This is a genomic window from Actinomadura chibensis NBRC 106107, from assembly GCF_001552135.1.
In the GTDB taxonomy this organism is placed as follows: domain Bacteria; phylum Actinomycetota; class Actinomycetes; order Streptosporangiales; family Streptosporangiaceae; genus Spirillospora; species Spirillospora chibensis.
On record NZ_BCQP01000043.1, the window covers coordinates 19,738 to 40,649 of the forward strand.

General features: G+C 74.3%; 21 protein-coding genes. 9 read left to right on the forward strand and 12 right to left on the reverse strand.

The genetic code is table 11. From position 1 onward, the window contains the following. Positions 1 to 2 precede the first annotated feature (2 nt). A complete protein-coding gene (locus tag ACH01S_RS24830; protein WP_067896100.1) occupies positions 3 to 2,687 on the forward strand; it encodes a cation-translocating P-type ATPase in 2,685 nt (894 codons plus the stop codon). Positions 2,688 to 2,901: 214 nt separating this feature from the next. Beyond that, positions 2,902 to 3,417, forward strand: a complete 516-nt coding sequence (locus ACH01S_RS24835) for a hypothetical protein (protein WP_148344489.1) — start codon at positions 2,902 to 2,904, stop codon at positions 3,415 to 3,417. Positions 3,418 to 3,588: 171 nt separating this feature from the next. Here ACH01S_RS24835 and ACH01S_RS24840 read toward each other — a convergent pair whose 3' ends face one another. Together ACH01S_RS24840 and ACH01S_RS24845 are read right to left on the reverse strand one after the other, a co-directional pair. Beyond that, positions 3,589 to 3,942: a hypothetical protein gene (locus tag ACH01S_RS24840; protein ID WP_067896105.1), complete on the reverse strand. Its 354-nt coding sequence runs from the start codon at positions 3,940 to 3,942 to the stop codon at positions 3,589 to 3,591. A 39-nt stretch (positions 3,943 to 3,981) separates the two neighbouring features. Continuing rightward, on the reverse strand, positions 3,982 to 5,187 hold the full coding sequence (locus tag ACH01S_RS24845; RefSeq protein ID WP_067896108.1) for an NAD(P)/FAD-dependent oxidoreductase: 1,206 nt from the start codon (positions 5,185 to 5,187) through the stop codon (positions 3,982 to 3,984). A 374-nt stretch (positions 5,188 to 5,561) separates the two neighbouring features. On the opposite strand from ACH01S_RS24845, the gene ACH01S_RS24850 reads away from it, so the two are divergent. Beyond that, a complete protein-coding gene (locus tag ACH01S_RS24850) occupies positions 5,562 to 6,386 on the forward strand; it encodes an ABC transporter ATP-binding protein (protein ID WP_246236821.1) in 825 nt (274 codons plus the stop codon). Continuing rightward, a complete protein-coding gene (locus ACH01S_RS24855; protein ID WP_067896114.1) occupies positions 6,383 to 8,029 on the forward strand; it encodes an efflux permease Rv1217c-related protein in 1,647 nt (548 codons plus the stop codon). The genes ACH01S_RS24850 and ACH01S_RS24855 overlap by 4 nt, the downstream gene beginning before the upstream one ends. A gap of 47 nt (positions 8,030 to 8,076) precedes the next feature. Here ACH01S_RS24855 and ACH01S_RS24860 read toward each other — a convergent pair whose 3' ends face one another. The 10 genes from ACH01S_RS24860 to ACH01S_RS24905 all read right to left on the reverse strand — a co-directional run bounded on the left by ACH01S_RS24860 (position 8,077) and on the right by ACH01S_RS24905 (position 16,430). Continuing rightward, positions 8,077 to 9,216: a site-2 protease family protein gene (locus ACH01S_RS24860; RefSeq protein ID WP_067896117.1), complete on the reverse strand. Its 1,140-nt coding sequence runs from the start codon at positions 9,214 to 9,216 to the stop codon at positions 8,077 to 8,079. Positions 9,217 to 9,314: 98 nt separating this feature from the next. Beyond that, complete coding sequence (locus tag ACH01S_RS24865) at positions 9,315 to 10,454, reverse strand: 4Fe-4S dicluster domain-containing protein (RefSeq protein WP_067896119.1); 1,140 nt, start codon at positions 10,452 to 10,454, stop codon at positions 9,315 to 9,317. Further along, the gene (locus tag ACH01S_RS24870) at positions 10,451 to 10,912 is read right to left on the reverse strand and encodes a hydrogenase maturation protease (protein ID WP_218010383.1); all 462 of its coding nucleotides are present in this window, start codon (positions 10,910 to 10,912) and stop codon (positions 10,451 to 10,453) included. The genes ACH01S_RS24865 and ACH01S_RS24870 overlap by 4 nt, the downstream gene beginning before the upstream one ends. Continuing rightward, the gene (locus tag ACH01S_RS24875; RefSeq protein ID WP_067896122.1) at positions 10,909 to 12,204 is read right to left on the reverse strand and encodes a Ni/Fe hydrogenase subunit alpha; all 1,296 of its coding nucleotides are present in this window, start codon (positions 12,202 to 12,204) and stop codon (positions 10,909 to 10,911) included. Before ACH01S_RS24875 ends, ACH01S_RS24870 begins: the two co-directional genes overlap by 4 nt. After that, a complete protein-coding gene (locus ACH01S_RS24880) occupies positions 12,188 to 12,979 on the reverse strand; it encodes an NADH-quinone oxidoreductase subunit B family protein (RefSeq protein ID WP_067896125.1) in 792 nt (263 codons plus the stop codon). Before ACH01S_RS24880 ends, ACH01S_RS24875 begins: the two co-directional genes overlap by 17 nt. Positions 12,980 to 12,981: 2 nt before the next feature. Beyond that, entirely contained in the window at positions 12,982 to 13,827 is an 846-nt protein-coding gene (locus tag ACH01S_RS24885; protein ID WP_067896127.1) for an FAD/NAD(P)-binding protein, read from the reverse strand. Then, a complete protein-coding gene (locus ACH01S_RS24890) occupies positions 13,824 to 14,306 on the reverse strand; it encodes a Crp/Fnr family transcriptional regulator (RefSeq protein ID WP_218010384.1) in 483 nt (160 codons plus the stop codon). The genes ACH01S_RS24885 and ACH01S_RS24890 overlap by 4 nt, the downstream gene beginning before the upstream one ends. A 195-nt stretch (positions 14,307 to 14,501) precedes the next feature. Beyond that, positions 14,502 to 15,131: a class F sortase gene (locus ACH01S_RS24895; protein ID WP_067896130.1), complete on the reverse strand. Its 630-nt coding sequence runs from the start codon at positions 15,129 to 15,131 to the stop codon at positions 14,502 to 14,504. 1 nt (position 15,132) lies between these two features. Continuing rightward, entirely contained in the window at positions 15,133 to 15,687 is a 555-nt protein-coding gene (locus tag ACH01S_RS24900; protein ID WP_067896132.1) for a hypothetical protein, read from the reverse strand. A gap of 158 nt (positions 15,688 to 15,845) precedes the next feature. Continuing rightward, entirely contained in the window at positions 15,846 to 16,430 is a 585-nt protein-coding gene (locus tag ACH01S_RS24905) for an Rv1733c family protein (RefSeq protein WP_148344488.1), read from the reverse strand. Positions 16,431 to 16,718: 288 nt separating this feature from the next. Here ACH01S_RS24905 and ACH01S_RS24910 point away from each other — a divergent pair, with 288 nt between their 5' ends. The 5 genes from ACH01S_RS24910 to hypF all read left to right on the forward strand — a co-directional run bounded on the left by ACH01S_RS24910 (position 16,719) and on the right by hypF (position 20,908). Continuing rightward, positions 16,719 to 17,432 (forward strand): SRPBCC family protein, encoded by a 714-nt coding sequence (locus ACH01S_RS24910; RefSeq protein ID WP_083981113.1) that lies wholly within the window; start codon positions 16,719 to 16,721, stop codon positions 17,430 to 17,432. Next, a complete protein-coding gene (locus ACH01S_RS24915) occupies positions 17,429 to 17,632 on the forward strand; it encodes a DUF1918 domain-containing protein (protein ID WP_067896140.1) in 204 nt (67 codons plus the stop codon). Before ACH01S_RS24910 ends, ACH01S_RS24915 begins: the two co-directional genes overlap by 4 nt. A 59-nt stretch (positions 17,633 to 17,691) precedes the next feature. After that, positions 17,692 to 18,333, forward strand: coding sequence for a phosphoribosyltransferase (locus ACH01S_RS24920; protein WP_067896143.1), 642 nt, complete (start codon positions 17,692 to 17,694; stop codon positions 18,331 to 18,333). 80 nt (positions 18,334 to 18,413) lie between these two features. Continuing rightward, positions 18,414 to 18,545, forward strand: coding sequence for a hypothetical protein (locus ACH01S_RS46155; protein ID WP_255220348.1), 132 nt, complete (start codon positions 18,414 to 18,416; stop codon positions 18,543 to 18,545). A gap of 32 nt (positions 18,546 to 18,577) precedes the next feature. After that, complete coding sequence (gene hypF, locus ACH01S_RS24925; RefSeq protein WP_067896147.1) at positions 18,578 to 20,908, forward strand: carbamoyltransferase HypF; 2,331 nt, start codon at positions 18,578 to 18,580, stop codon at positions 20,906 to 20,908. The last annotated feature ends 4 nt before the right edge of the window (positions 20,909 to 20,912 follow it).

Consider the following 20,912-nt stretch of genomic DNA (forward strand, 5'->3'; position numbering starts at 1 on the left):
CCGTGCGAAATCACCATTCAGGCGTCGGGCACTCCGCGGACCCGGGCACGGCGACCGCCGATCCGCGCGAGCCCCTGGCGCTGCTCCGCAGGGAACTGCACACCGGCGACCGCGGCCTGTCGGGACGCGAGGCGGCCCGGCGGCTGGCCGTGTACGGGCCGAACCGGGTCCGGCGGCGCGAGGGGCGGTCCCTGCCCCGCCTGCTGTCCGCCCAGTTCCTGCATCCGCTGGCGCTGCTGCTGTGGGGCGCGGGCGCGCTCGCGTTCGTGGCCGGGACGCACGTGCTGGGCTGGGCGATCCTGGCGGTGATCGTGATCAACGCGGTGTTCGCGCTGCTCCAGGAGCACCAGGCCGAGCGCGCGGTCGAGGCGCTGGCGGCGTACTTACCCGAGCGGGCCGACGTCGTCCGGGACGGACGCCGGCAGGCGGTGGAGGCGGCCGAACTCGTCCCGGGCGACCTCATCGTCCTGGCGGAAGGGGACAAGATCCCCGCCGACGCCCGGCTGACCGACGGGGCGCTGGAGATCGACCTGTCGATGCTGACCGGCGAGTCCGCGCCGGTGGAACGCGTGGCCGCCCCGTCGGAGCAGGGCGTCACGCTGGTGCACGAACCGAACCTGGTCTTCTCCGGGACGACCTGCACCGGGGGAGAGGCGCGGGCGATCGTGTTCGCGACCGGCGGGCACACCGAGCTCGGCCGCATCGCCGCGCTCAGCCAGCGCGCCCCGCGCCGCGACAGCCCGCTGGAGACGCAGGTCAAGAAGGTCGCCTGGCTGATCGCCGCGGTCGCGGTCGGCATGGGCGCGGTGTTCCTGCTGATCGGCACGCTGGTCGGCCTCCCGCTGCGGGACGCGCTGATGTTCGCGATCGGGCTGCTGGTCGCCAACGTCCCCGAGGGCCTGCTCCCGACCATCACGCTGGCGCTGGCGGTCGGCGTCCGGGTCCTGGCGAAGCAGGGCGCGGTGGTCAAACGGCTCAGCGCGGTCGAGACGCTCGGCTCCACGAGCGTCATCTGCACCGACAAGACCGGCACGCTCACCCAGAACCGGATGCGCCTCCAGGCGTACTGGACCCCGCGGACCGGCATCGCCTCCGGGACGCCGCCCGCCGAACTGGCGCGCGCGATGACCGAATGCACCACGACCTCCTACACCGAGGACGGCGAGCTGCAGGGCGATCCGACGGAGATCGCACTGGTCGAGGGCAGCGGCCCGGACCTGCCCGCGCGGCTCGCGGCCCGGGACGGCCGCCGCCGCGCGCTGTTCCGGTTCGACGCGCGGCTGCGGCTGATGTCCACCGTCGCCCGGCACGACGACCGTCTCACCGTCTACGTCAAGGGCGCGCCCGAGGCGGTGCTGGCCCGCGCGTCCGGCGCCGATCGCGACGCGGTCATGGCCGTCGTCGCCGACCTCGCCCGGCGCGGGCTGCGCGTCCTCGCCGTCGCCGTGCGGGACCTGCCGCCCGGCGCGGACGCGCCGGCCCGCCGGGAGGACGCCGAGACCGGGCTCCGCCTCGTCGGGCTCGCCGGACTGTACGACCCGCCCCGCCCGGAGGTCGCCGACGCCGTCCGCCGCTGCCACGGCGCGGGCCTGCGCGTCCACATCGTCACCGGCGACAACGGCGCCACCGCGGCCGCCGTCGCGGCGGAGGTCGGCATCGGCGAGCCCCGGCTGCACGTGGTCGCCGAGTCCGAGCGGATCCACGACCACGAACTGGACGAGCTGCTGACCGGCGACGCCGAGATCGTCTTCGCCCGGTCCTCCCCGGAGACCAAGCTCAAGGTCGCCGACGCGCTGCGCGCGCACGGCCGGATCGTGGCGATGACCGGGGACGGCGCCAACGACGCGCCCGCCCTGCACCAGGCCCACATCGGCGTCGCGATGGGACGCTCGGGCACCGACGTCGCCCGCGAGGCGTCCACGATGGTGCTCACCGACGACGACTTCGCCACCATCGTCACCGCGATCGAGTCCGGACGCCGGGTCTACGACAACGTCCGCAAGTTCATCCTGTACATCTTCGCGCACGCCGTCCCGGAGATCGTCCCGTTCCTGGTCTTCGCGCTCAGCGGCGGGCTGGTGCCGCCGCCGCTCACCGTCCTGCAGATCCTCGCGATCGACCTCGGCACCGACACCCTCCCGGCGCTGGCGCTCGGCCGCGAACCCGCCGAGCCCGGCATCATGGACCGCCCGCCGCGCCCGTCCTCCCAACGGGTGATCTCGCGGGACATGCTGCTCCGCGCCTGGGGCTTCATCGGCCTGATCTCCGCCACCCTGGTCATGTCGGTGTTCTTCTACGTGCTGTGGCGCGCGGGCTGGCATCCCGGCGATCCCACCGGCAAGGGCGACGCCCTGCACCACGCCTACCTGACCGCGACCACCGCCACGTTCGCCGGGCTCGTCGCCTGCCAGATCGGCACCGCCATGGCCGCCCGCACCGACCATGCCTCCCTCCGCCAGGTCGGGCTGACCACCAACCCGCTCCTGCTGGCCGGCATCGGCTTCGAGGTGCTCTTCGCCGCCGCCCTCATCTACCTGCCGCCCCTGCAAAACCTGCTCGGCACCGCCGCCCTGCCCTGGGACGTCCTCGCCATCATCGCCGCGTTCCCGATCATCGTCTGGGCGGCCGACGAACTCCGCCGACGCCGCCGCCGCGCGTCCGCGGACAAGGGCGTCATGCTCCGGTAATGGACGGCGTACGGCTCGGATTTGGACGGCCGCGCCATTAACGTCCGTCCCATACGGGGCGTTGCCGAAACTCCAATAAGACGGCGTCCCGATCATCTCCGGGAGCCCATGCTCCTTGACCGCGTTTTCGGGACTTTCGACTCTGATGGCCGGGCCGGTCTCCGGCCATCCTGATATTCACGAGCGGCGCTTCCACCAGACGAGGGGACAGGCCGTGAAAGAAGTAATCGAGGTTCCGGCGCCGCTGGGACGGCAGCACCGGCGATGCGCGGCGGGACTGGCGCGGCTGAGTACGGCGGTGGACGGCGCCCCCGCGCGGCCGCGGTCGGCGGCCGCCGGCGAGGCGGCCGAAGAGGTCCTCGCGCAGGCGCGAGCGGCCGCCGCCGTGGTGCTCGGCTCTCTCAACGGGACCGGCCGGAAGACCCCCGTGACCCGCTTCCTGGCCTGCCGCCTCGACCGGCTCGCCATGGCCGCCGACGAGATCGCCGAAGCGGCCGCGGCCGACGACGCGGCCGCGCTCAGCCGCAGCACCCTGCGGTTCCGGGTGCTGACGACCGCCATGTGGAAGGTGCTGCTCGCCGTGTACCGGCGTCCGCTGACCTCCTCCGCCGTCGCCTTCGGCCGGAGTGGGCGACCCGGACCCTCAGACGTCGCGACCGGCTCACCGGCCGCGGCCGGATCCAGGCGGCCGCCCTCGTCGTCCCGTTCGGCTTCTTCGTCCTGGTCCTGATGGGATAACCGGACTTACCAGTCCGGCCCGCCGATCCCCGAGCGCACGGTCACCGCGTCCGGGCAGACCATCTACACGCGCGCTCCGGCCACGGCGCCTATCTGGGCCCGGCAGGGCCTACGGCGACGCCGGATCCGGTTCCGCCGGCCGTCCGAGCCGCTGAAGGGTCGATCAGGGGTTTCCGGTCATCGGCCGCTTGGGCGGGTTCCCGTTGCCCTCGGCGAGGTGGGGGAGGACGCCGGTCATGAGACCGTCCAGCCAGGCGAGGGCGGCCGCGCAGGCCGTGCGCGTGCCCGCGACGTCGGAGTGCTCGTCGAGCGGCGGGAGCAGCCCGCGCACCTCCTCGGCCAACGGCGGGGACACCGAGCGGAGCACCTCGTCCCGCAGGACGTTGAACATCGCGGCCGCCCGGTGCGCGCCCGCGTCGTCGGCGTCGTCGGCGTGCAGCTGCTCGTTCACGGCGGTGAGCAGCCGCCAGGTGCGCAGCAGCCGGAGGGGCGCGGTCACCTCGTGCCGGGCGTTCACGTCGCCTCCTCGCGGTCACGGCCCGGGCGGGCCGGCGGTTCAGGGCAGGCGGACGTGGCCGTTGCGGGCCTTCCAGAGGAAGTACTTCTCGAAGGCGAGCTTGGCCGCGTGGGCCTGGGGGCCGGGGATCAGCACGCCCGCCTTGCGGGGCGGGAGCATGCGGTCGGCGAGGATCATCACGCCGTTGTTGCCCGCGTCCATGACGCAGACGGCGGGGATGTCACCGAAGCTCTTGCGACGGGTCTGCTCCTCGCCGCGGATCCGGGCGGCGATGTTGGCCGCCGCCACGCGCGCCTGGACCTCGGTGGGGAAGCCGGTCTTGGGCACGCCGACCGGGATCGCCGTCGTCCACGGGACGTCCACGGCGGCGGCGATGCCGACGGCGTAGACGCTGGGATGGGCGACCGACTGGTAGGTGTCGCGCACCGGGACGAAGCCCTTGGCGTCGGCGAGCCCGGGCGTCGCGGCGATGACCCGCTGCCCGAGGAACGGCGGGATGATCACCGAGTAGGTGAAGTCGAGGGCGCCGCCGTCGGCCAGCAGGAGCTTGCCGGGCGACGCCTCGGCGAGTGCCGTTCCGGTGATCGTCCGGATGCCCTCCTTCTTGCAGAAGAGCTTGAGGAGGCGTTCGCCGCCGGGAAGCCCGCCGATGCCGAAGTGGCCGAGGAACGGTTCGGCGGTCACGTAGGTCAGCGGGACCCGCTTCTTGAGCCCGGCCTTCCTGAGCTGGTAGGCGGTGTTGAACAGGAACTCGTACGCCGCGCCGAAACAGCCCGTGCCCTGCGTCGCGCCGATGACGACCGGGCCGGGATCGTCCAGGAGGCGGCGCCAGCCCGCACCGGCCTCCTCGGCGTCGGGCAGCGTGGTGATCGTGTGGACGCCGTTCGCGGGCGTCGACCCGGGAAGGACGGCCGCGTCGTTGCGGTAGCCGGTGGCGACGACCAGGTAGTCGTACTCGTACGTCCCCGCCGTCGTCCTCACCCGCTTCGCGAGCGGTGCGATCGCCGTGGCCTCGGCGTGCACGAACTCGACGCCGTGCGCCTCGAAGGTCGGGCCGAGCGGGAAGGTGATGTCGCGCGCGGAGCGCTTGCCGAACGGCAGCCAGATCAGCGAGGGATTGAACAGGAACCGGTCGGACGCCGACACCACGGTGACGTCGACGTCGCCGTCCAGGGCGTGCTTGACGCTGATCGCCGCGGTCAACCCGCCGAAGTTCCCGCCGAGGACCAGGACCTTCTTCCGCATCGCGCTCACCTTCTCCCGCGAGGGCCTGCACTTCCAGGCTCGCGGAGTGCGGCCGGCCCGGGTACGCGCGAAGGTCCCTTCCGCGGAGGACGTTCGGTCCTCGACGCACTCGCGCGGCCCCGGCCTGCCACGAGTTCGAACGCGGCGGCGGACGCGATGTCGAGCCCGCCCGAGGCGACCACGCGCGGTGGACCACCGTCGTTCTTGACCAGACGCCGGAGCAGGTGCCGAACGGCCGGATCCGCAGGGACCATTGGCCGCGGCCATGCGGTGATCCCGTGCGTAGCGTCCAGAGCGAGCACGCGGGAGGCGCGATGGGCAGGGTGGCGATACGGACCGAGGGTCTGACGAAGCGATACGGGTCCGTCCTGGCGGTGGACTCGCTCGATCTGGAGGTCGGCCGGGGAGAGATCTTCGGCTTTCTCGGCCCGAACGGCGCCGGGAAGTCGACGACCATCAGGCTGCTGCTCGGCCTCGCCCGGCCGACGGCCGGACGGGCATGGATCATGGACGTGCCCGTCGGCGACGTCGAGCGCGCGCACCGCCACGTGGGCTATGTCGCCGGGGACGTCGCCGTCTGGCCGCAGCTCACCGGTTCGGAGACGCTGACCTATCTGGGGAACCTGCACGGAGACGTGGACGTGCCCTTCCGGGACGAGCTGATCGAGCGGCTCCGGTTCGACCCCGCCATGCGGGCCCGCTCCTACTCCAAGGGCAACCGGCAGAAGCTCGCGCTGATAGCGGCGCTGATGACGAGGCCGGACGTGCTGCTCCTGGACGAGCCGACCTCCGGCCTCGACCCGCTGATGGAGGCCGAGTTCCAGGCGCTGGCCACCGAGGCCGCCGCCCGGGGGCAGACGGTGTTCCTGTCGTCCCACATCCTCGACGAGGTCCAGGACGTCTGCCACCGGGTGGCCATCCTCCGGGAGGGGCGGCTGATCGAGGTCGCCGCCCTGGAGGAGCTGCGCGCCCTCGGCGGGACGGTGCTGGAGGCGATCGTGGACGGGCCCGTCCCGGACCTCGCCGGAGTGCCAGGGGTGACCGGGGTGGAGGCCGTCGACGGCGGGGTGCGGGTCTCGGTCACCGGCTCGCCCGCGCCCGTGCTGGCGCGGTTGAGCGCGTGCCCCCTGGTCCGGCTGCGCAGTCATGAACCGACGCTTGAGGACATCTTCCTGAGCTACTACGAGGCGGCGAAATGACCAGGGCCGTACCGGCGCGCCGCCTCGCCACGCGACCGCGCGCCGAGGGGCGCCGCGCGACCGGAGTCAGGGTCGGCCTGCTGGCCGCACGGCTCGTCCGGCGCGGGGTGGGCTGGCTGGTGGCGGCCATCGCCTTCTACGTCGTGGTCCAGGTCGCCACCTACGAGCGGACCTATCCCGACGCCGCGTCCCGGCGGAAGCTGGCGGCGCTGGCGGACGACCCGGCCGTGCGGATGCTGCAGGGCGTTCCGCACGCGATCGAGACGACCGGCGGCTACATCGTCTGGGACGCGGGCTGGGTGCTGGCCGCGATCGTCGGCATCTGGGCGCTGCTGGCGGCGGGCCGCCTGCTGCGCGGCGAGGAGGAGTCCGGCCGCGCCGAGCTGGTCCTCGCCGCGCCGGTGCGTCCGGTCCGGGTCGTCGGGGCCCAGTTCGCCGTGCTGGCGGGCGCGGCGGTCGCGGCGGGCGCCGCGGCGGCCGTCCCGCTGGCCCTGGCGGGGACGGGCGTGGCCGGTTCGGTGCTGTTCGGGCTGGGACTCGCCGGGTTCGCCGCGACGTCGGCGGGGGTCGCCGCCGTGGCCGCCCAGCTGTTCCAGGTGCGGCGGCGCGTGACGGGCGTGTCGGCCGCCGTGCTCGGCGTCCTGTTCCTGCTGCGGATGGCGGCCAACAGCGCCGACTCGCGCGGTTGGCTGCGGTGGTTCACCCCGTTCGGCTGGCTGGACGAGCTGCACCCCTACCGGGACCCGGACTGGGCGGCGCTCGCCGTCTCGCTGACCGTTCCCGCCGTCCTCGCCGCCGTCGCCGTCGTCCTGCGGACCCGCCGTGACGCCGGAGGCGCGCTGATCGCCGAGCCGGACCGCGCCGACCCGCGGCTCCGGCTGCTCGGCGGCCCCACCGCCTTCGCCTGGCGCGGCGCCCGCGGGATGCTCGTCGGCTGGCTGCTCGGCATCGCCGGGTACGCGTTCGTCGCCGGCGCCCTGATCGCGACCGTCATCGACTTCGCCGCCGACGATCCGGACTACCGGCGCGTGCTCGAATCGCTCGGCTGGGACGCCGGGGACGTCGCCGCCGGGTTCGTCGGCGCCATGGGCATCCTGATCGGCCTGCTGATCGCGCTGTTCACGTGCTGGCGGATCGGCGCGGCCCGCGCCGAGGAGGCCGCCGGGCGCCTCGACCACGTCCTCACCCGGCCCGTCACGCGCCGCCGCTGGCTCGGCGGGCACGTCCTGCTGACCCTGGCGTCCGCGCTGCTGCTCGCGTCGGCCGCCGCCGTCGCGATGTGGGCCGGCGCCGCCGCGACGAACGCCCGCGTCGGCCTCGCCGACACGGTCGCGGCCACCCTCGCGCCGCTCCCGGTCGCCGCCCTCGCCACGGGGCTGGCGGTGCTCCTGTTCGGCGCGCGGCCACGGCTGACCGTGCCCGTTTCAGCGGCGGTGGCGGTCGCCGCCTACCTGATCGAGACGATCGGGCCCGCGCTGGACTGGCCGCGCCTCGTCCTCGACGCGTCGCCGTTCCACCACCTGGCCAACGTCCCGGCCGAACCGTTCAGGCCCGTCCCCGCGCTCGTCATGCTCGCCGCGGCGGCACTGCTCACCGCGGCCGGGCACCTGCTCTTCGAGCACCGGGACCTCGCCGGCGACTGAGCCCGGGACCCGACGGTCGGCGGCGGCCGGGAGGAGCGCCGCCGCGTTCACACGGCCGCCGGGTCGCCGTGCCGGAGCCGGCCGCGGCGCAGCATCCCCTCGATGTCGGCGGTGGTGACGATGCCGACCAGCCGGTGGTCGGCGGTGACGACCGCGATCAGGTCGGCCGCGACGGGCGCCAGCTGAAGCAGCGTGATCATGGGGGCCTCGGGCGCGACGACGCGGTCGGGAGGCAGCGGGACGCTGATGTCCCGGAGCGGGATGTCGGCGTGCTCGGACGGGACGCGGCCGAGCCCGTCCACCGTGACGGCGCCGACCGGCTCGCCGGTCACGTCCAGCACGGGGAAGGCCGACTGCCGCGACCTCAGGGCGACGCCCTCGACGAACGCGCCCGCGGGCTGCCAGGCCCACCCGTGGTCGGGATACGGCGTCATGACGTCGGCGACGGTCATCCCCTCCGCCGCCTCGTGCAGATCGGTCCAGCGGTCCTCGGACCGCGCCGAACCGGCGATGAACCAGCCGACGACGGCCAGCCAGAGCCCGTTGAACCAGTTCACCAGCAGCATGACGAGGAGCCCACCGCCGATCATGACCCGGCCCAGCGCCGTCCCGGCGCGCGCGGCGGCATGGTCGGCGCTCGCCCGGTCGCCGCCGCGGCGCCACAGGATCGCGCGCAGGATGCGGCCGCCGTCCAGCGGCGCGCCGGGCAGCAGGTTGAACACGGCGATGAGCGCGTTGCTCGCGGCAAGCCAGGCCAGCGAGGCGGTGATGATGTGCGGGACGCCCAGTTCGACGCCGCCCGCCGCGGCCGCGCCGAACAGGACGGCCGCGGCCGCGCTGGCCGCCGGGCCGACGCCGGCGATGCGCAGGTCCGCGCGGGCGTCGGGCGGCTCGTCGGCCAGGACGGCGACGCCGCCCAGCATCCACAGCGTGACCGACTCGACCCGGACGCCGTGCCAGCGGGCGACGAGCGCGTGCGCGAACTCGTGCGCGGCCAGCGAGGCGAGGAACACCGCCGCGGCGGCGACGCCCACCGCCCAGCGCGTCGAGGCGGCGGCCGCGGGATCGGCCTGGGGCAGGACCGACCGGGCGAGGAGGTCGGCGATCAACGCCATGATCACCAGGACGGACCAGTGCATCCCGACGGGAATGCCGAAGAGCGTTCCCAGTTTGAAGGTCTGCTTCATAACGCACCTCCGATGCCACTTTCATCCTTACGCGGCGATACGGTGCGCTGTCAGGGCCGAAGCGCCCTTCGCGGCGGGACCCCCGGCCCGCGTGAAGCTCAGCCGGTGCCCCGGTCGGCGGCCTCGGTGGCTTCGGCGGCCTCGGCGCGCAGCGCGGCGACCTCGACGGTGAGGTCGATCCCGACCGGGCACCACACGATGCACCGGCCGCAGCCCACGCAGCCCGACGAGCCGAACTGGTCGTGCCAGGTGCCGAGCTTGTGGGTGAGCCACTGCCGGTAGCGGCTCTTGGCGGACGCGCGGACGTCGCCGCCGTGCAGATGGGAGAAGTCGGGGTCGAAGCAGGAGTCCCAGAGCTGCCACCGCTCGGCGTGGTCGCCGCTCAGGTCGGTGGTGTCGGTGACCCGCGTGCAGAAGCAGGTCGGGCACACCATGGTGCAGTTGCCGCAGCTCAGGCAGCGTTCGGCGACCTCGTCCCAGCGGGCGGCGTCCAGGCTGTCGGCCATCAGGTCGCGCAGGCCGAGGGCGGGCATCTCCCGGCCCATCCGCCCGGCCGCCGCCGTCACCTCGGCGCGGGCGCGGTCCACGTCGCCGGGGTCGGCGGGCGCCGCGCCGATGCCGTCCAGGACGAGGGCGCCCGCGTCGGTGCCCACATCCACGATGTAGCGCGGGCCGTCTTCACCGGTCAGCTCGGTCAGGGCGAGGTCGTATCCGGGGCCCGCCTGCGGGCCGGTGCCCATGGAGACGCAGAAGCAGGTCTCGCCGGGCTCGGTGCAGTTGACGGCGACGATGAACGCGCCGTCGCGGCGGGCGGCGTAGGACGGGTCGGCATGGCGGCCGCCGGTCAGGACGCGGTCCTGGACGGCGATGGCGCGCAGGTCGCACGGCCGGACGCCGAGCAGCGCCAGCCGTTCCGGTTCGGGCGGCCGGTCCCGGACCTCGAAGCCGTCCCCGGTCCGGGTCGCCTCCCAGAGCTTGACCCTCGACCGGTGCAGGAAGGGCTTCCAGGACTGCGGCCCGGCCGCGTGGGCGAAGGCCGCGCCGTCGTCCCGGCGGCGCAGCCGGTAGCCGCCCGGGCCGAGCCGGACGCCCCACCCGTACGGGAGCCGGTCGATCGAGTCCAGTTCGGCGAGGACGATGGCCTCGTCGCGGACGGTCGGCCCGATGACGGTGTACCCGGCGCGGCGGAGCGCGTCGTGCAGCGGCCCGAGGCCGGTCAGTTCCAACGTGGCGTTCATGATGGACGGCTCTCCTTCACAGCGGACGGGAGCGCGGCGGCGATCCGGTCGGCGACGGCGGTGACGGCGGCGGCGACCCCCGGGGTCAGCCCGTGGCCGAGGGCGAAGTCGCGCCCCTCGATCGCGAGGACGCGCAGCCGGACGGGCATCTGCCCGACGGCGAGCCCGAGCGCGACGGCGTCGCCGAGCCCGAGGGCGTGGCCGGTCACGGGCCGCCGGGCGAGCGCCGCGGTCTCGGCGCCGAGGTCGTGGATCCGGCCGGGGACGGGCGGCTCGGCGCGGACCGCGTCCACGACGATCGCGAGGTCCGCCCCCGCCCACAGCGCGATGAGCCGGGCGGGTTCCCCATCGGTCACCGCGAGCGTCGCGGCCACCCGGCCGCGCAGGGCCGCGACCACCGCCGGGCCCGCGCCGTCGTCGCGGCGGAAGTCGTTGCCGACGCCGATGACGATGGTCACGACCGGTCCACGGTGAGGTCGAGGAAGTGGGTGGAGCAGGAGATGCACGGGTCGTAGTTGCGGATCGCCTGCTCGCAGTGGTGGGTCAGGGCGTGGTCGTCCAGGTGCAGGCGGGTCGCGACGAAGCGGCGCAGGTCGTCCTCGATGGCGGCCTGGTTCTGCGACGTCGGCGGGACGATCCGCGCGGCCCGGACGAGCCCGTCCGGGCCGAGGTCGTAGCGGTGGTAGAGGGTGCCGCGCGGCGCCTCGGTGACGCCGTGGCCGGTGCCCTCCCGCGGCGGCACGGGCACGGCCGGGCGGGGCGGCGGCTCGTAGCCGTCGATGATCCGCAGGGCCTCATCCACCGCGTAGACGATTTCGACGGCGCGGACCAGGACGCTGCGGAACGGGTTGCGGCACTCGGCGCCGAGCCCGGCCCGGTCGGCGGCCTCCAGCGCCAGCGGCGACAGCCGGTCCCGGTTGAGGGAGTAGCGGGCGAGCGGGCCGGTGAGGTACATGCCGCCGTCGCAGAAGCGGGCGTGCAGGGCGGTCGAGTGCGGCACCTGCTCCTCGACGATGTGCTCCTCGAAACCGGCGGCGGTGAAGGCGCGCCCGGCGCTGCTGCGGAGCGTCCCTTCCTCCAGCGGGTAGCGGTCGGCCGACAGCGCGAGGTATTCGTGGTCGTGGGTGAAGTCGGGGAACTCGAACCCGGCGGCCCATTCGACGGTGGTGAGCGCGTCGTCGCGGGCCCGCCGGAGCGTTTCGGCGAGCGGGCCCAGCTCATCGCGCCCTGGCGTCCGGTAGAAGCCGCCGACCCGGACGTTCACCGGATGGATCGCCCGTCCGCCGAGGACCTCCAGCAGCGTGTTGCCCGCCTTCTTCAGGCGCAGGCCGCGTTCGACGACGTCGCGGTGGTCGCGGGCGAGCTCGACCGCGCCGGCGTAGCCGAGGAAGTCGGGCGCGTGCAGCAGGTAGACGTGCAGGGCGTGGCTCTCGATCCACTCGCCGCAGTACAGCAGGCGGCGCAGGTCGCGCAGGACGCCGTCCACGGTCACGCCGCACGCCGCCTCGACGGCCTGGCAGGCGCTCATCTGGTAGGCGACCGGGCAGATCCCGCAGATCCTGGCCGTGATGTCCGGTGGTTCGGTGTGGGCCCGGCCGCGCAGGAACGCCTCGAAGAACCGCGGGGGCTCGTAGATGTCGAGGCGCACCTCCTCGACGTCCCGGTCGCGCACCCGGACGTACATCGCGCCCTCGCCCTCGACCCGCGCGAGCGCCCCGACCTTCAGCGTCCGGTCATTGCGATGCGTCATCGTCGGCCTCCCGCACGGACGGTTCCTCGCGGAACGCGGCGACGTTGAAGGTGGACAGCACCCGGTGCGCCTCGTCCTCGGTCATGTCGAGCCACGGCAGCAGCGCGCGGGTGTTGGGTCTGGTGCCGCCCCAGGCGGGGGAGGGGCCGAAGCAGCCGTAGCAGCCCCGCCCGTACGCCGGGCAGATGGCTCCGCAGCCCGCGTGGGTGATGGGCCCGAGGCAAGGAGTGCCGTGGGCGACCATCACGCACACGTTCCCGCGGCTCTTGCATTCGAAGCACACGCTGTGGCGGGGGACGTCGGGTCTGCGTCCGGTGAGGTGGGCCGTCAGCACCTCCAGGAGCTGCCGCCGGTCGATCGGGCAGCCGCGCAGCTCGAAGTCCACCGGCACGTGCGCGGCGACGGGCGTCGAGTCGGCGAGGGTGGCGACGAACTCGGGGCGCGCGTAGACCACGGACGCGAACTCCCGCACGTCGCCGAAGTTCCGCAGCGCTTGGACGCCTCCGGCGGTGGCGCACGCCCCTATCGTGATCAGCGTCCGGGACACCGCCCGCACGTGCCGGATCCGCTCGAGGTCGGCGGGCGTCGTGATCGACCCCTCGACCAGGGAGACGTCGTAGGGCCCTTCCCCGGCGGCGCTGGACGCCTCCAGGAAGTGCGCGATCTCGATCCGGCCGGTGAGGGCGAGGAGTTCGTCCTCGCAGTCCAGGAGGGTGAGCTGGCAGCCGTCGCAGGAGGCGAACTTCCACACGGCGAGCGTCGGTCGTCGTCCCATCGCTACAGCTCCCTGACGGTCGTGAGCGGTACGGCCCGCTCGTACGGCACGACGGGCCCGTCCCGGCAGATCAGCAGCGGGCCGAGCTGGCAGTGCCCGCACCAGCCGAGCCCGCAGCGCATGTTGCGCTCCAGCGACAGCCGGACGTCGGCGGCGGGCGTCCCGAGCCCGATGAACGCCTCCGCGGTGACGCGCATCATGACCTCCGGGCCGCAGACGAACACGACGGCGCGGGACGGGTCGACCTCGGCGGCGCCCGCCAGCGAGGTGATCAGGCCGACGTGGCCCGTCCAGCCCGGGGCGGGGCGGTCCGCGGTGACCTCGACCTGCGCGCCGCGTGCCCGCCACTCGTCGAGCTCGCCCGCGAACAGCAGGTCGGCGGGGGTGCGGACGCCGATCAGGACCGCGATCCGGCCGAAGGCGTCGCGGTCGGCCAGCGCCCGCAGCACCACCGGCCGCAGCGGCGCGAGCCCGATCCCGCCCGCCGCGATGACGAGGTCGCGTCCGCGCGCCGAGTCCGGCTCCCAGCCGGTGCCGAACGGCCCGCGCAGCCCGAGGACCCGGCCCGGCCGCGTCCCGCACACGGCCCTGGTCACGGACCCCACGGCCCGGACGGTCTGCTCCAGCACCGGCCCCGTCCGGCTCACGGAGATCGGCACCTCGCCGACGCCGAACGCGTACATCATGGTGAACTGGCCGGGCGCGGGCTCCGGGATGGCCGCCGCGACGGGCTCCAGGGTCAGCGTCACCGTGTCGGACGTCTCCGCGCGGTTCCGCGTCACCCGGTACGGGACGGGCGCCATCGGCGTCGCCTGCGGGGTCGCCTGCGGTGTCACTCGCGGGGTCATCGCGCTTCCTCGGGGTGCGCGTACAGGTCCAGCATCCGGACCCGGGTGGCTTCGAGCCGGTCCAGCATCACCGCCGCGAACCTCAGCGTCAGGTCGTGGCCGAGCCGGGGGTCGGCGGCGCACAGCTCCCGCACGCCCGGCCCGTCGAACTGGACGGCCCTCACCGGTTCCAGGGTGACGGCGCCGAACCTCCAGCGGTGCGGCGGAAACAGCCACGACCAGCCCAGCACCGCCGAGGCGGGCAGGGTCTCCACCACCACGGCGCCCCGGCCGGGCACCTGGAGGTCGAGCGCGACCCTGCCGGAGCGGAGCAGCCAGAACCGCTCGGCGGGTCCGCCTTCGTCGAAGAAGCGGTGCCCGCCTGGAACGGCCACGTCCTCGGCGGTCGCCGCCAGCGCGGCGAGGCGCTCCTCGGGCATGCCGCCGAAGAACCGCGCCTCAGCCAGCGCGCCGGCCGTGACGCCGCTCGTATGCTCCACCGGAACCGACCTCCTCTCGAAACGACCGCTGAACCGTCTCCGACCAGGACGACGCGGGCCCATCCTCGCCGGGCACGTGGTGCTTTCCGCGGCGGCCGCGCCGACGAACACCCTCATGAGAACCCGGAACGCCAAGATCACCAAGGGACCAAAGTCCCTTCTCACCGCGAGCCGGGCGCGACCGGCGACCGCCCCTCATCCGGTCGACCCGGTGAGGACGCCGTAGGCGATGACGTTGTCCCGGTAGTGGCGGGTGCTCGGATCGAACTCCCCGCCGCAGGTCATGATCCTGATGGTCGGGTCGCTGGTGCGGCCGTAGACCTTCTGGGTGGGGAACCGGGACTTCGGGACCTGCTCGATCGAGGTGATCTGGAAGACGGCGGTGCGGCCGTCCCGGCGCAGGACCCCGACCTCGGCGCCCGGCTTGAGCCGCCCGAGGTCGTAGAACACGGCGGGACCGGTGGCGCGGGTGTCGACGTGGCCGTAGAAGGCGGCCGGGCCGCGCTCGCCCGGTGCGGCGCCGCCGTTGTACCAGCTCGTCAGCGACGGCTGCGTGAGGGAGGGCTCCTGGACGGTGCCGTCGGCGTTCAGCCCGAGGGACAGGACCGGCGCGTCCACGCCGATGGCGGGGATCCGGATGCGGACGGGAGCCGACCGCGCCATCGGCGCCGCCGCCTCCGGGCTCGTCGCCGCGGAGCCGTCCCGGCCGCCTCCGGGCACGTCCGGCGGACCGCCGCCGCGATGGGACCCGAAGACGACCAGGACGACCCCGATGATGACGGCGGCGGCCGCGATCGGCAGCCACACGCCGCCCCATCGGCGCATCTCAGCCACCGCCCTCGCGGCGGCGGCGCAGCGCGACGGCGCCCGCCATGGCTCCGGCGCCGATCAGCACCACGCCGCCGAACAGCAGCGGGCTGGGCGCGGCGGTGGAGCCGCCGCCGGTCTGCGGCGGACCGGACGGGACCGGCCCGGTGGGCGCCGGGCTGACGGGCGGCGTGGTCGGCGTCACCTGGTTGACCAGCAGGGTGGTGGAGGCGCTGACCGTGGTCCCGTCGCACAGCAGGCTGACGGTGTACTTGCCGGGCTTGGCGGTGGCCGAGGTCTTCACCGTGATCTTGGCGGCCCCGTTGAACGCGCCGTTCTCGGTGAAGGCGTCGGACTTGGCGACGGCCTTGCCGGTCCCGTCGGCGCAGATCGCGCCGACGGTCACGGAGGCGCCGCCGGCGTCGACCGAGGACGGCGTGACGGTCACGCTGGCCGCGGGCGGCGGACCGGTCGGGCTGGGGCTGGTGGCGGTCGGGGTCGGGCTCGGATCGAGGGAGCCGAGGCTCAGCGTGGCGGCGAGCACGGGCACGAGGGCCAGCGGATTGAGAAGCATGGTGCACCTCCTGCGCGCCCTGAGTTCCGCCGAGGCGCGCTGTGGTCCGGGGGATTCCGATACCAGTGCAGCCCGTCCGGGGTCGGCGCCACAGGGGCGGAGGTCGCCTCCGGTGGGGGCCGAAGGTCCCGCCCCGCGGTTCCGGCGGCCGAGTGCTCTCAGGCCGGGCGGTGGCGGCGCTGGTCGAAACGGTCCCAGGCCCGGTCCCAGGCGCGGTAGCGCCTGCGGTCCAGGCGGCGGCGCAACAGGAGGTAGAGGCCAAGCGCCGACAGTCCCGCCGCCACGGCGGTCGCCGTCGCGGTCACCACCACTTCGACGACCGTGCGCGCATGGCTCTGCGGCGGCGAGTCGCTCACCCGGTGCCGTGGCCCTGCCCAAACCCTGGGGTGATCACCCGACTCGACGCCGTGCCAGGTGACGTAGCGGCCGGTTCGGAGCGTCCCGTCCCGGTCGATCCAGATCACGGTGACCTCGCGCCCGCTCTGCAGCCGTCTGACCTTCACCACCGTGGCGTCCACACGGTGGCGCGCGGTGGCCTCGTATCGCTCCGCGCGTGCCCCCGCGTCCCGGGCATGGTGGACGGCCTGGACGCAGAGCGCCGGAGTGACCGCCAGGAAGACCACAAGGAGGAACAGACCCGAAAGCCACTGGACGCGATCCACGGGACGGCGCAGGTCGTTGTCGTCGAAACCGCAGCGGCGGCGCCAACGATCGACCCTTGACCACCATTTAGGCGATTTCATGGCTGCGTCCTCCGACTCTTCCAATATGAACGGCCCGTCGTAAATGGGTGGCTGTCACGGTCGACACGCGTCAAGGGCGATCGGACACCGTCAATCGTCAACGTCTCGCGGCGGTGTCGTCCGCCACAACGGACCGATGTCCTCGCCGGAAGTGTCCGAAGGTCCCGAACGGCGCCGCCCGCGGAAAGAGGGACGAACGTCCTTCGCCGCCGAGTGCGAAAGGCCCTGTGCCGCGGTCGGGACCGGAGAAAAGGTGAAGGTGACAGCTCGCTTGCGGAGGCGAAGATGATGAGCACCATCGTTCGCGGAGCGGCGCTTCCCGTTCTCGCCGCCGGCGCCTACGCCGCTCTCGTGCGTCCCCGGCTGCTGCGCTGGGGCGCGACGGCGGAGGAGGCGGCGGCCGTGTATCCGGGCGACGATCTCGTCGCGGACCCGACCGGACGGTCGACCATGGCCGTCTCCCTGCCCGCGCCGCCGGAGAAGGTCTGGCCGTGGCTGGTCCAGATGGGCTGCGGGCGCGGCGGCTGGTACAGCTGGGACCTGCTCGACCACGGCGGGCGGCCGAGCGCCGACCGCATCCTTCCCGAGTGGCAGGGGACGGCGGTCGGCGACCGCCTGCCGACCGTGCCCGGCGGCGCGTCCTACTTCCTCGTCGAGATGCTCGATCCGCCCCGGACGCTCGTGCTGCGGGCCGACCTGGCGTTCCCGTCCGGGAAGCCGTTCGACCCGCGCGGCCCCATGCCCAAGGCGTACACCGACGGGATCTGGGCGTTCCACCTGAAGCCGCTGCCCGACGGCGGGACGCGGCTGATCGTCCGGACGCGCGGCCGGGGAAGGCCCGCCGCCCTCGATCGCGTCGTGGCCCGGCTCTTCGGGGAGCCCGCCCACTTCATCATGCAGCACCGGCAGTTCCGCAACCTTCGCCGCCGTCTCGTCGAAGACGCTCCGGCCGACGCGGGGCATTCGGCCCGCGTTCGTGAAACGACAGGAGAAGTCCAATGAAGGCGAACAACGGCGACTGGGTGATCGTGCGAGGCCACCAGGTGGGGGAGGCGGACCGGAAGGCCCGCATCCTCGAAATCCACGGTGCGAACGGCGCGCCGCCCTATGTCGTGGAATGGGACGACGGCCATGTCAGCACGTTCTTCCCGGCCGCGGACGCCGTCATCGAACGGCATTCCGCGACCCGCCCGCCGGGCTGACCCGAAAGCGGTCGATCCCGCGAATGGCACGAATCAACGGCCGCGAGTGAGGTGGGACGATGTTCACCGATCGGCACGATGCGGGACGTCAACTCGCGACCGCTCTGCGCCGGTACACCGGCGGCGACGCGCTGGTTCTCGGCCTTCATCGGGGCGGCGTCCCGGTGGCGGCCGAGATCGCCGCGTTCCTCGGCGCTCCGCTGGACGTGCTCGTCGTGTGCGAGTTCGCGCTCCCGGAGCTTCCCGATGTGCCCTTGGGCGCGGTCGCCGAGAGCCCGGCGTGCGTCCTGGACGAGGAAGCGATCCGGCGGGCCGGGGTAGGCGACGCGCGGATCCGCGCGCTGGAGCGGCGTGCGCGCGCGGACGCCCGGGCGCTCGGCCTGCGGCTTCGCGCGGGTCGCCCGCGCCGCCCGCTGACCGGCCGCGACGTCATCGTGGTCGGCGACGGCGCGGCGTCCCGGCCGGTCGTGGACGCCGCCTGCCGCGACGCCCGGGCGGAGGGCGCCGGGCGTGTCGTCCTGGCGCTGCCCGCCGCGTCGTCGGCCGACGTCGACCGTCTGGAGACGGTCGCCGACGAGGTGGTGTGCCTTCTCTCCCCGGTCTTCTTCGCGGCCGCGAGCGACTTCTACCTGGACTTCAGGCCGGTCTCCGAGGACGAGTCCGTCCGGCTGGTCGATCGCGCGCGGATCGTCCCTTGTTGAGCACCTGCCGAGGGGGCGCGCGGGGGAGTGTTTACCTCACGTGTGTTTCCCAAGATCCGGCTACGGGTTACCGTCGGCCCGTGGCAGCCGAAGGGTCGGTGGTACCGCGCCCGTCCGGAGGGACGGCGGAGCTCGTCGTCCGCGGGTGCGCGGCCCCGCGCGGCTTCGCGCCCGGGACCTTCGTCCCCGGCTTCGCGGCCGAGCGGCCCTGACCCGGCCGCGGGACGCGGAGGAGACTCGCCGCATGACCGGTACGCGGACACGCGAGGGCGGCGGGACGACCGAGGCGCGGCGGTTCGAGGTCTGCGGGACCGTGCAGGGAGTGGGGTTCCGGCCGTTCGTGTACAGGCTGGCCCTGGCCTGCGGCATCCGCGGCGACGTGCGCAACAGCGGCGGGATGGTGGTGATCACGGCCGTGGGGGAGGCGCCGGTGCTGGACGACTTCGCGGCCCGGCTCGTCGCCGAGGCGCCGGGAGCCGCGGCGGTGACCGGGGTGACGGCGACGAGGCTGACCGACACGGTGGCGCCCACCGGGTTCGCGGTCCTCGGCAGCGCCGCGGCCGGGTCGGCCCCCCGGGACGTGCCGCCCGACCTCGCCACCTGCGAGGACTGCCTGCGGGAGCTGTTCGATCCGGGTGACCGGAGGTATCGCTACCCGTTCGTGAACTGCACCGCTTGCGGCCCGCGCGCCACGATCATCGCGGCGCTGCCCTACGACCGGGCACGCACGACGATGGCCGCCTTCGCGATGTGCCCGGCGTGCGAGGCCGAGTACCGCGACCCGTCCGACCGCCGCTTCCACGCCGAGCCCATCGCGTGCCCGGCGTGCGGCCCCCGGCTCGGCTGGCATCCCGGCGGGCGGCGGGACGGGGAGGCCCTGAGCACCGCCGCGGCGGCGATCCGCGGCGGCGGGGTGGTGGCGGTCAAGGGCATCGGCGGCTACCAACTGGTGTGCGACGCCACCGACGCGGCGGCGGTCGGCAGGCTCCGCGTCGCCAAGGGCAGGGAGGCCAAACCGCTGGCCGTCATGGTCCCGGATCTGGCGGCGGCGCGGGCGCTCGCCGACCTGACCGCCGCCGACGTCGGCGCGCTGACCTCGTCCGCCCGTCCCATCGTGCTGGCGCCGCGCGCGGGCGGGCCGCTCGCCGCGCAGGTGTGCGACGGCCTGCCGGACGTGGGCGTGTTCCTGCCCTACAGCCCCCTGCACCACCTGCTGCTGCGCGATGTCGCCCGGCCGCTGGTCGTGACCAGCGGAAACCGCACCGGCGGACCGATGGTGACCGAGGACGACGCGGCCCTCCGCCGACTGGGCCCGGTCGTCGAGGGCGTCCTCTCCCATGACCGGACGATTCTCGCCCGCTACGACGACTCCGTCGTCCGCGTGGTGGCCGGGAAGCCGTCCACCGTGCGCCGCGCCCGCGGTCTCGCTCCGGCCCCGCTGCCGCTGCCGGTCGCCGCCGCCGAGCCGGTCCTGGCGCTGGGAGCCCAGCTCAAGCACACGTTCACCGTCGCCAACGGGCGGCGGGCGATCGTCGGACCGCACACCGGCGACCTGGAGGACGCGGAGACCTACGCCGCCTTCGAGCACGCGCTGGAGCGCTGCCTGCGCGTCGAGGACGTGGAACCGGCATACGTGGCGCACGACCTGCACCCTGAGTACCTGTCCAGCAAGCACGCGGCGCGATGGCCAGCGCGCCGCCGGATACCGGTCCAGCACCACCACGCCCATGTCGCCGCCACCGCCGCGGAACACGGTGTCATCGGCCCCTTCCTCGGCGTCGCCTACGACGGGCTCGGGCTGGGCGACGACGGCACCTTCTGGGGCGGGGAGATCCTCCTCGCCACCTACACCGGGTATCGGCGGCTCGGACGCTTCTCCCGTGCGCCGCTGTGCGGCGGCGCCGCGGCCGTGCGGCGGCCGGCCCGGATGGCGCTCGGCTACCTGTTCGGCGCCGAACCCCTCGACCACGGCGGCCCGGCCGCCGACCTCGCCGCCGACCTGGTGGCGCGGCTGCCCGAACGGGAGGTCGCCGTCGTCCGCCGCATGATCGATCGGGGGGTGAACTCGCCCCCGGCGTCCAGCGCGGGACGGCTCTTCGACGCCCTGGCCGCGCTGCTCGGGATCTGCGACGACAACCGCTACGAGGGCGAGGCCGCGATGCGGCTGGAGGCGGCCGCCGCCGGACACGACGCCGCGGACCCGCTCGGCTGGAGGCTGGTCCGGCGCGGCGGGCTGTGGGTGTACGACTGCGCGGCCACGCTGCGCGACGCGCTCGCGGCCCGCGCGGACGGCGAGCCGCCCGGGCGGATCGCCGCCGCCTTCCACCGGACCCTCGCCGCCGTCACCGCCGAGCTGTGCGACCGCGCCGCCGCCGACGCCGGCGTCGGCACCGTCTGCCTGTCCGGAGGCGTGTTCCAGAACCGCGCGTTCGCCACGGCCGTGGTCGGCGCGCTGGACGAGGCCGGGTTCGAGGTCTTCATCGGCGAACGGGTCCCGGTGAACGACGGCGGGATCAGCTACGGGCAGGCGGCGGTCGCGGCGGCGCGGCTGGCGGGCGCCCCGGAGAGGAGATGAACGG

What these genes read in the sequence shown, in the direction of transcription:
- ACH01S_RS24845 (WP_067896108.1), bottom strand. Translation starts at nt 5,187, where the DNA reads ATGCGGAAGAAGGTCCTGGTCCTCGGCGGGAACTTCGGCGGGTTGACC.
- ACH01S_RS24855 (WP_067896114.1), top strand. Translation starts at nt 6,383, where the DNA reads ATGACCAGGGCCGTACCGGCGCGCCGCCTCGCCACGCGACCGCGCGCC.
- ACH01S_RS24860 (WP_067896117.1), bottom strand. Translation starts at nt 9,216, where the DNA reads ATGAAGCAGACCTTCAAACTGGGAACGCTCTTCGGCATTCCCGTCGGG.
- ACH01S_RS24865 (WP_067896119.1), bottom strand. Translation starts at nt 10,454, where the DNA reads ATGAACGCCACGTTGGAACTGACCGGCCTCGGGCCGCTGCACGACGCG.
- ACH01S_RS24875 (WP_067896122.1), bottom strand. Translation starts at nt 12,204, where the DNA reads ATGACGCATCGCAATGACCGGACGCTGAAGGTCGGGGCGCTCGCGCGG.
- ACH01S_RS24880 (WP_067896125.1), bottom strand. Translation starts at nt 12,979, where the DNA reads ATGGGACGACGACCGACGCTCGCCGTGTGGAAGTTCGCCTCCTGCGAC.
- ACH01S_RS24885 (WP_067896127.1), bottom strand. Translation starts at nt 13,827, where the DNA reads ATGACCCCGCGAGTGACACCGCAGGCGACCCCGCAGGCGACGCCGATG.
- ACH01S_RS24895 (WP_067896130.1), bottom strand. Translation starts at nt 15,131, where the DNA reads ATGCGCCGATGGGGCGGCGTGTGGCTGCCGATCGCGGCCGCCGCCGTC.
- ACH01S_RS24900 (WP_067896132.1), bottom strand. Translation starts at nt 15,687, where the DNA reads ATGCTTCTCAATCCGCTGGCCCTCGTGCCCGTGCTCGCCGCCACGCTG.
- ACH01S_RS24905 (WP_148344488.1), bottom strand. Translation starts at nt 16,430, where the DNA reads ATGAAATCGCCTAAATGGTGGTCAAGGGTCGATCGTTGGCGCCGCCGC.
- ACH01S_RS24910 (WP_083981113.1), top strand. Translation starts at nt 16,719, where the DNA reads ATGAGCACCATCGTTCGCGGAGCGGCGCTTCCCGTTCTCGCCGCCGGC.
- ACH01S_RS24915 (WP_067896140.1), top strand. Translation starts at nt 17,429, where the DNA reads ATGAAGGCGAACAACGGCGACTGGGTGATCGTGCGAGGCCACCAGGTG.
- ACH01S_RS24920 (WP_067896143.1), top strand. Translation starts at nt 17,692, where the DNA reads ATGTTCACCGATCGGCACGATGCGGGACGTCAACTCGCGACCGCTCTG.
- hypF (WP_067896147.1), top strand. Translation starts at nt 18,578, where the DNA reads ATGACCGGTACGCGGACACGCGAGGGCGGCGGGACGACCGAGGCGCGG.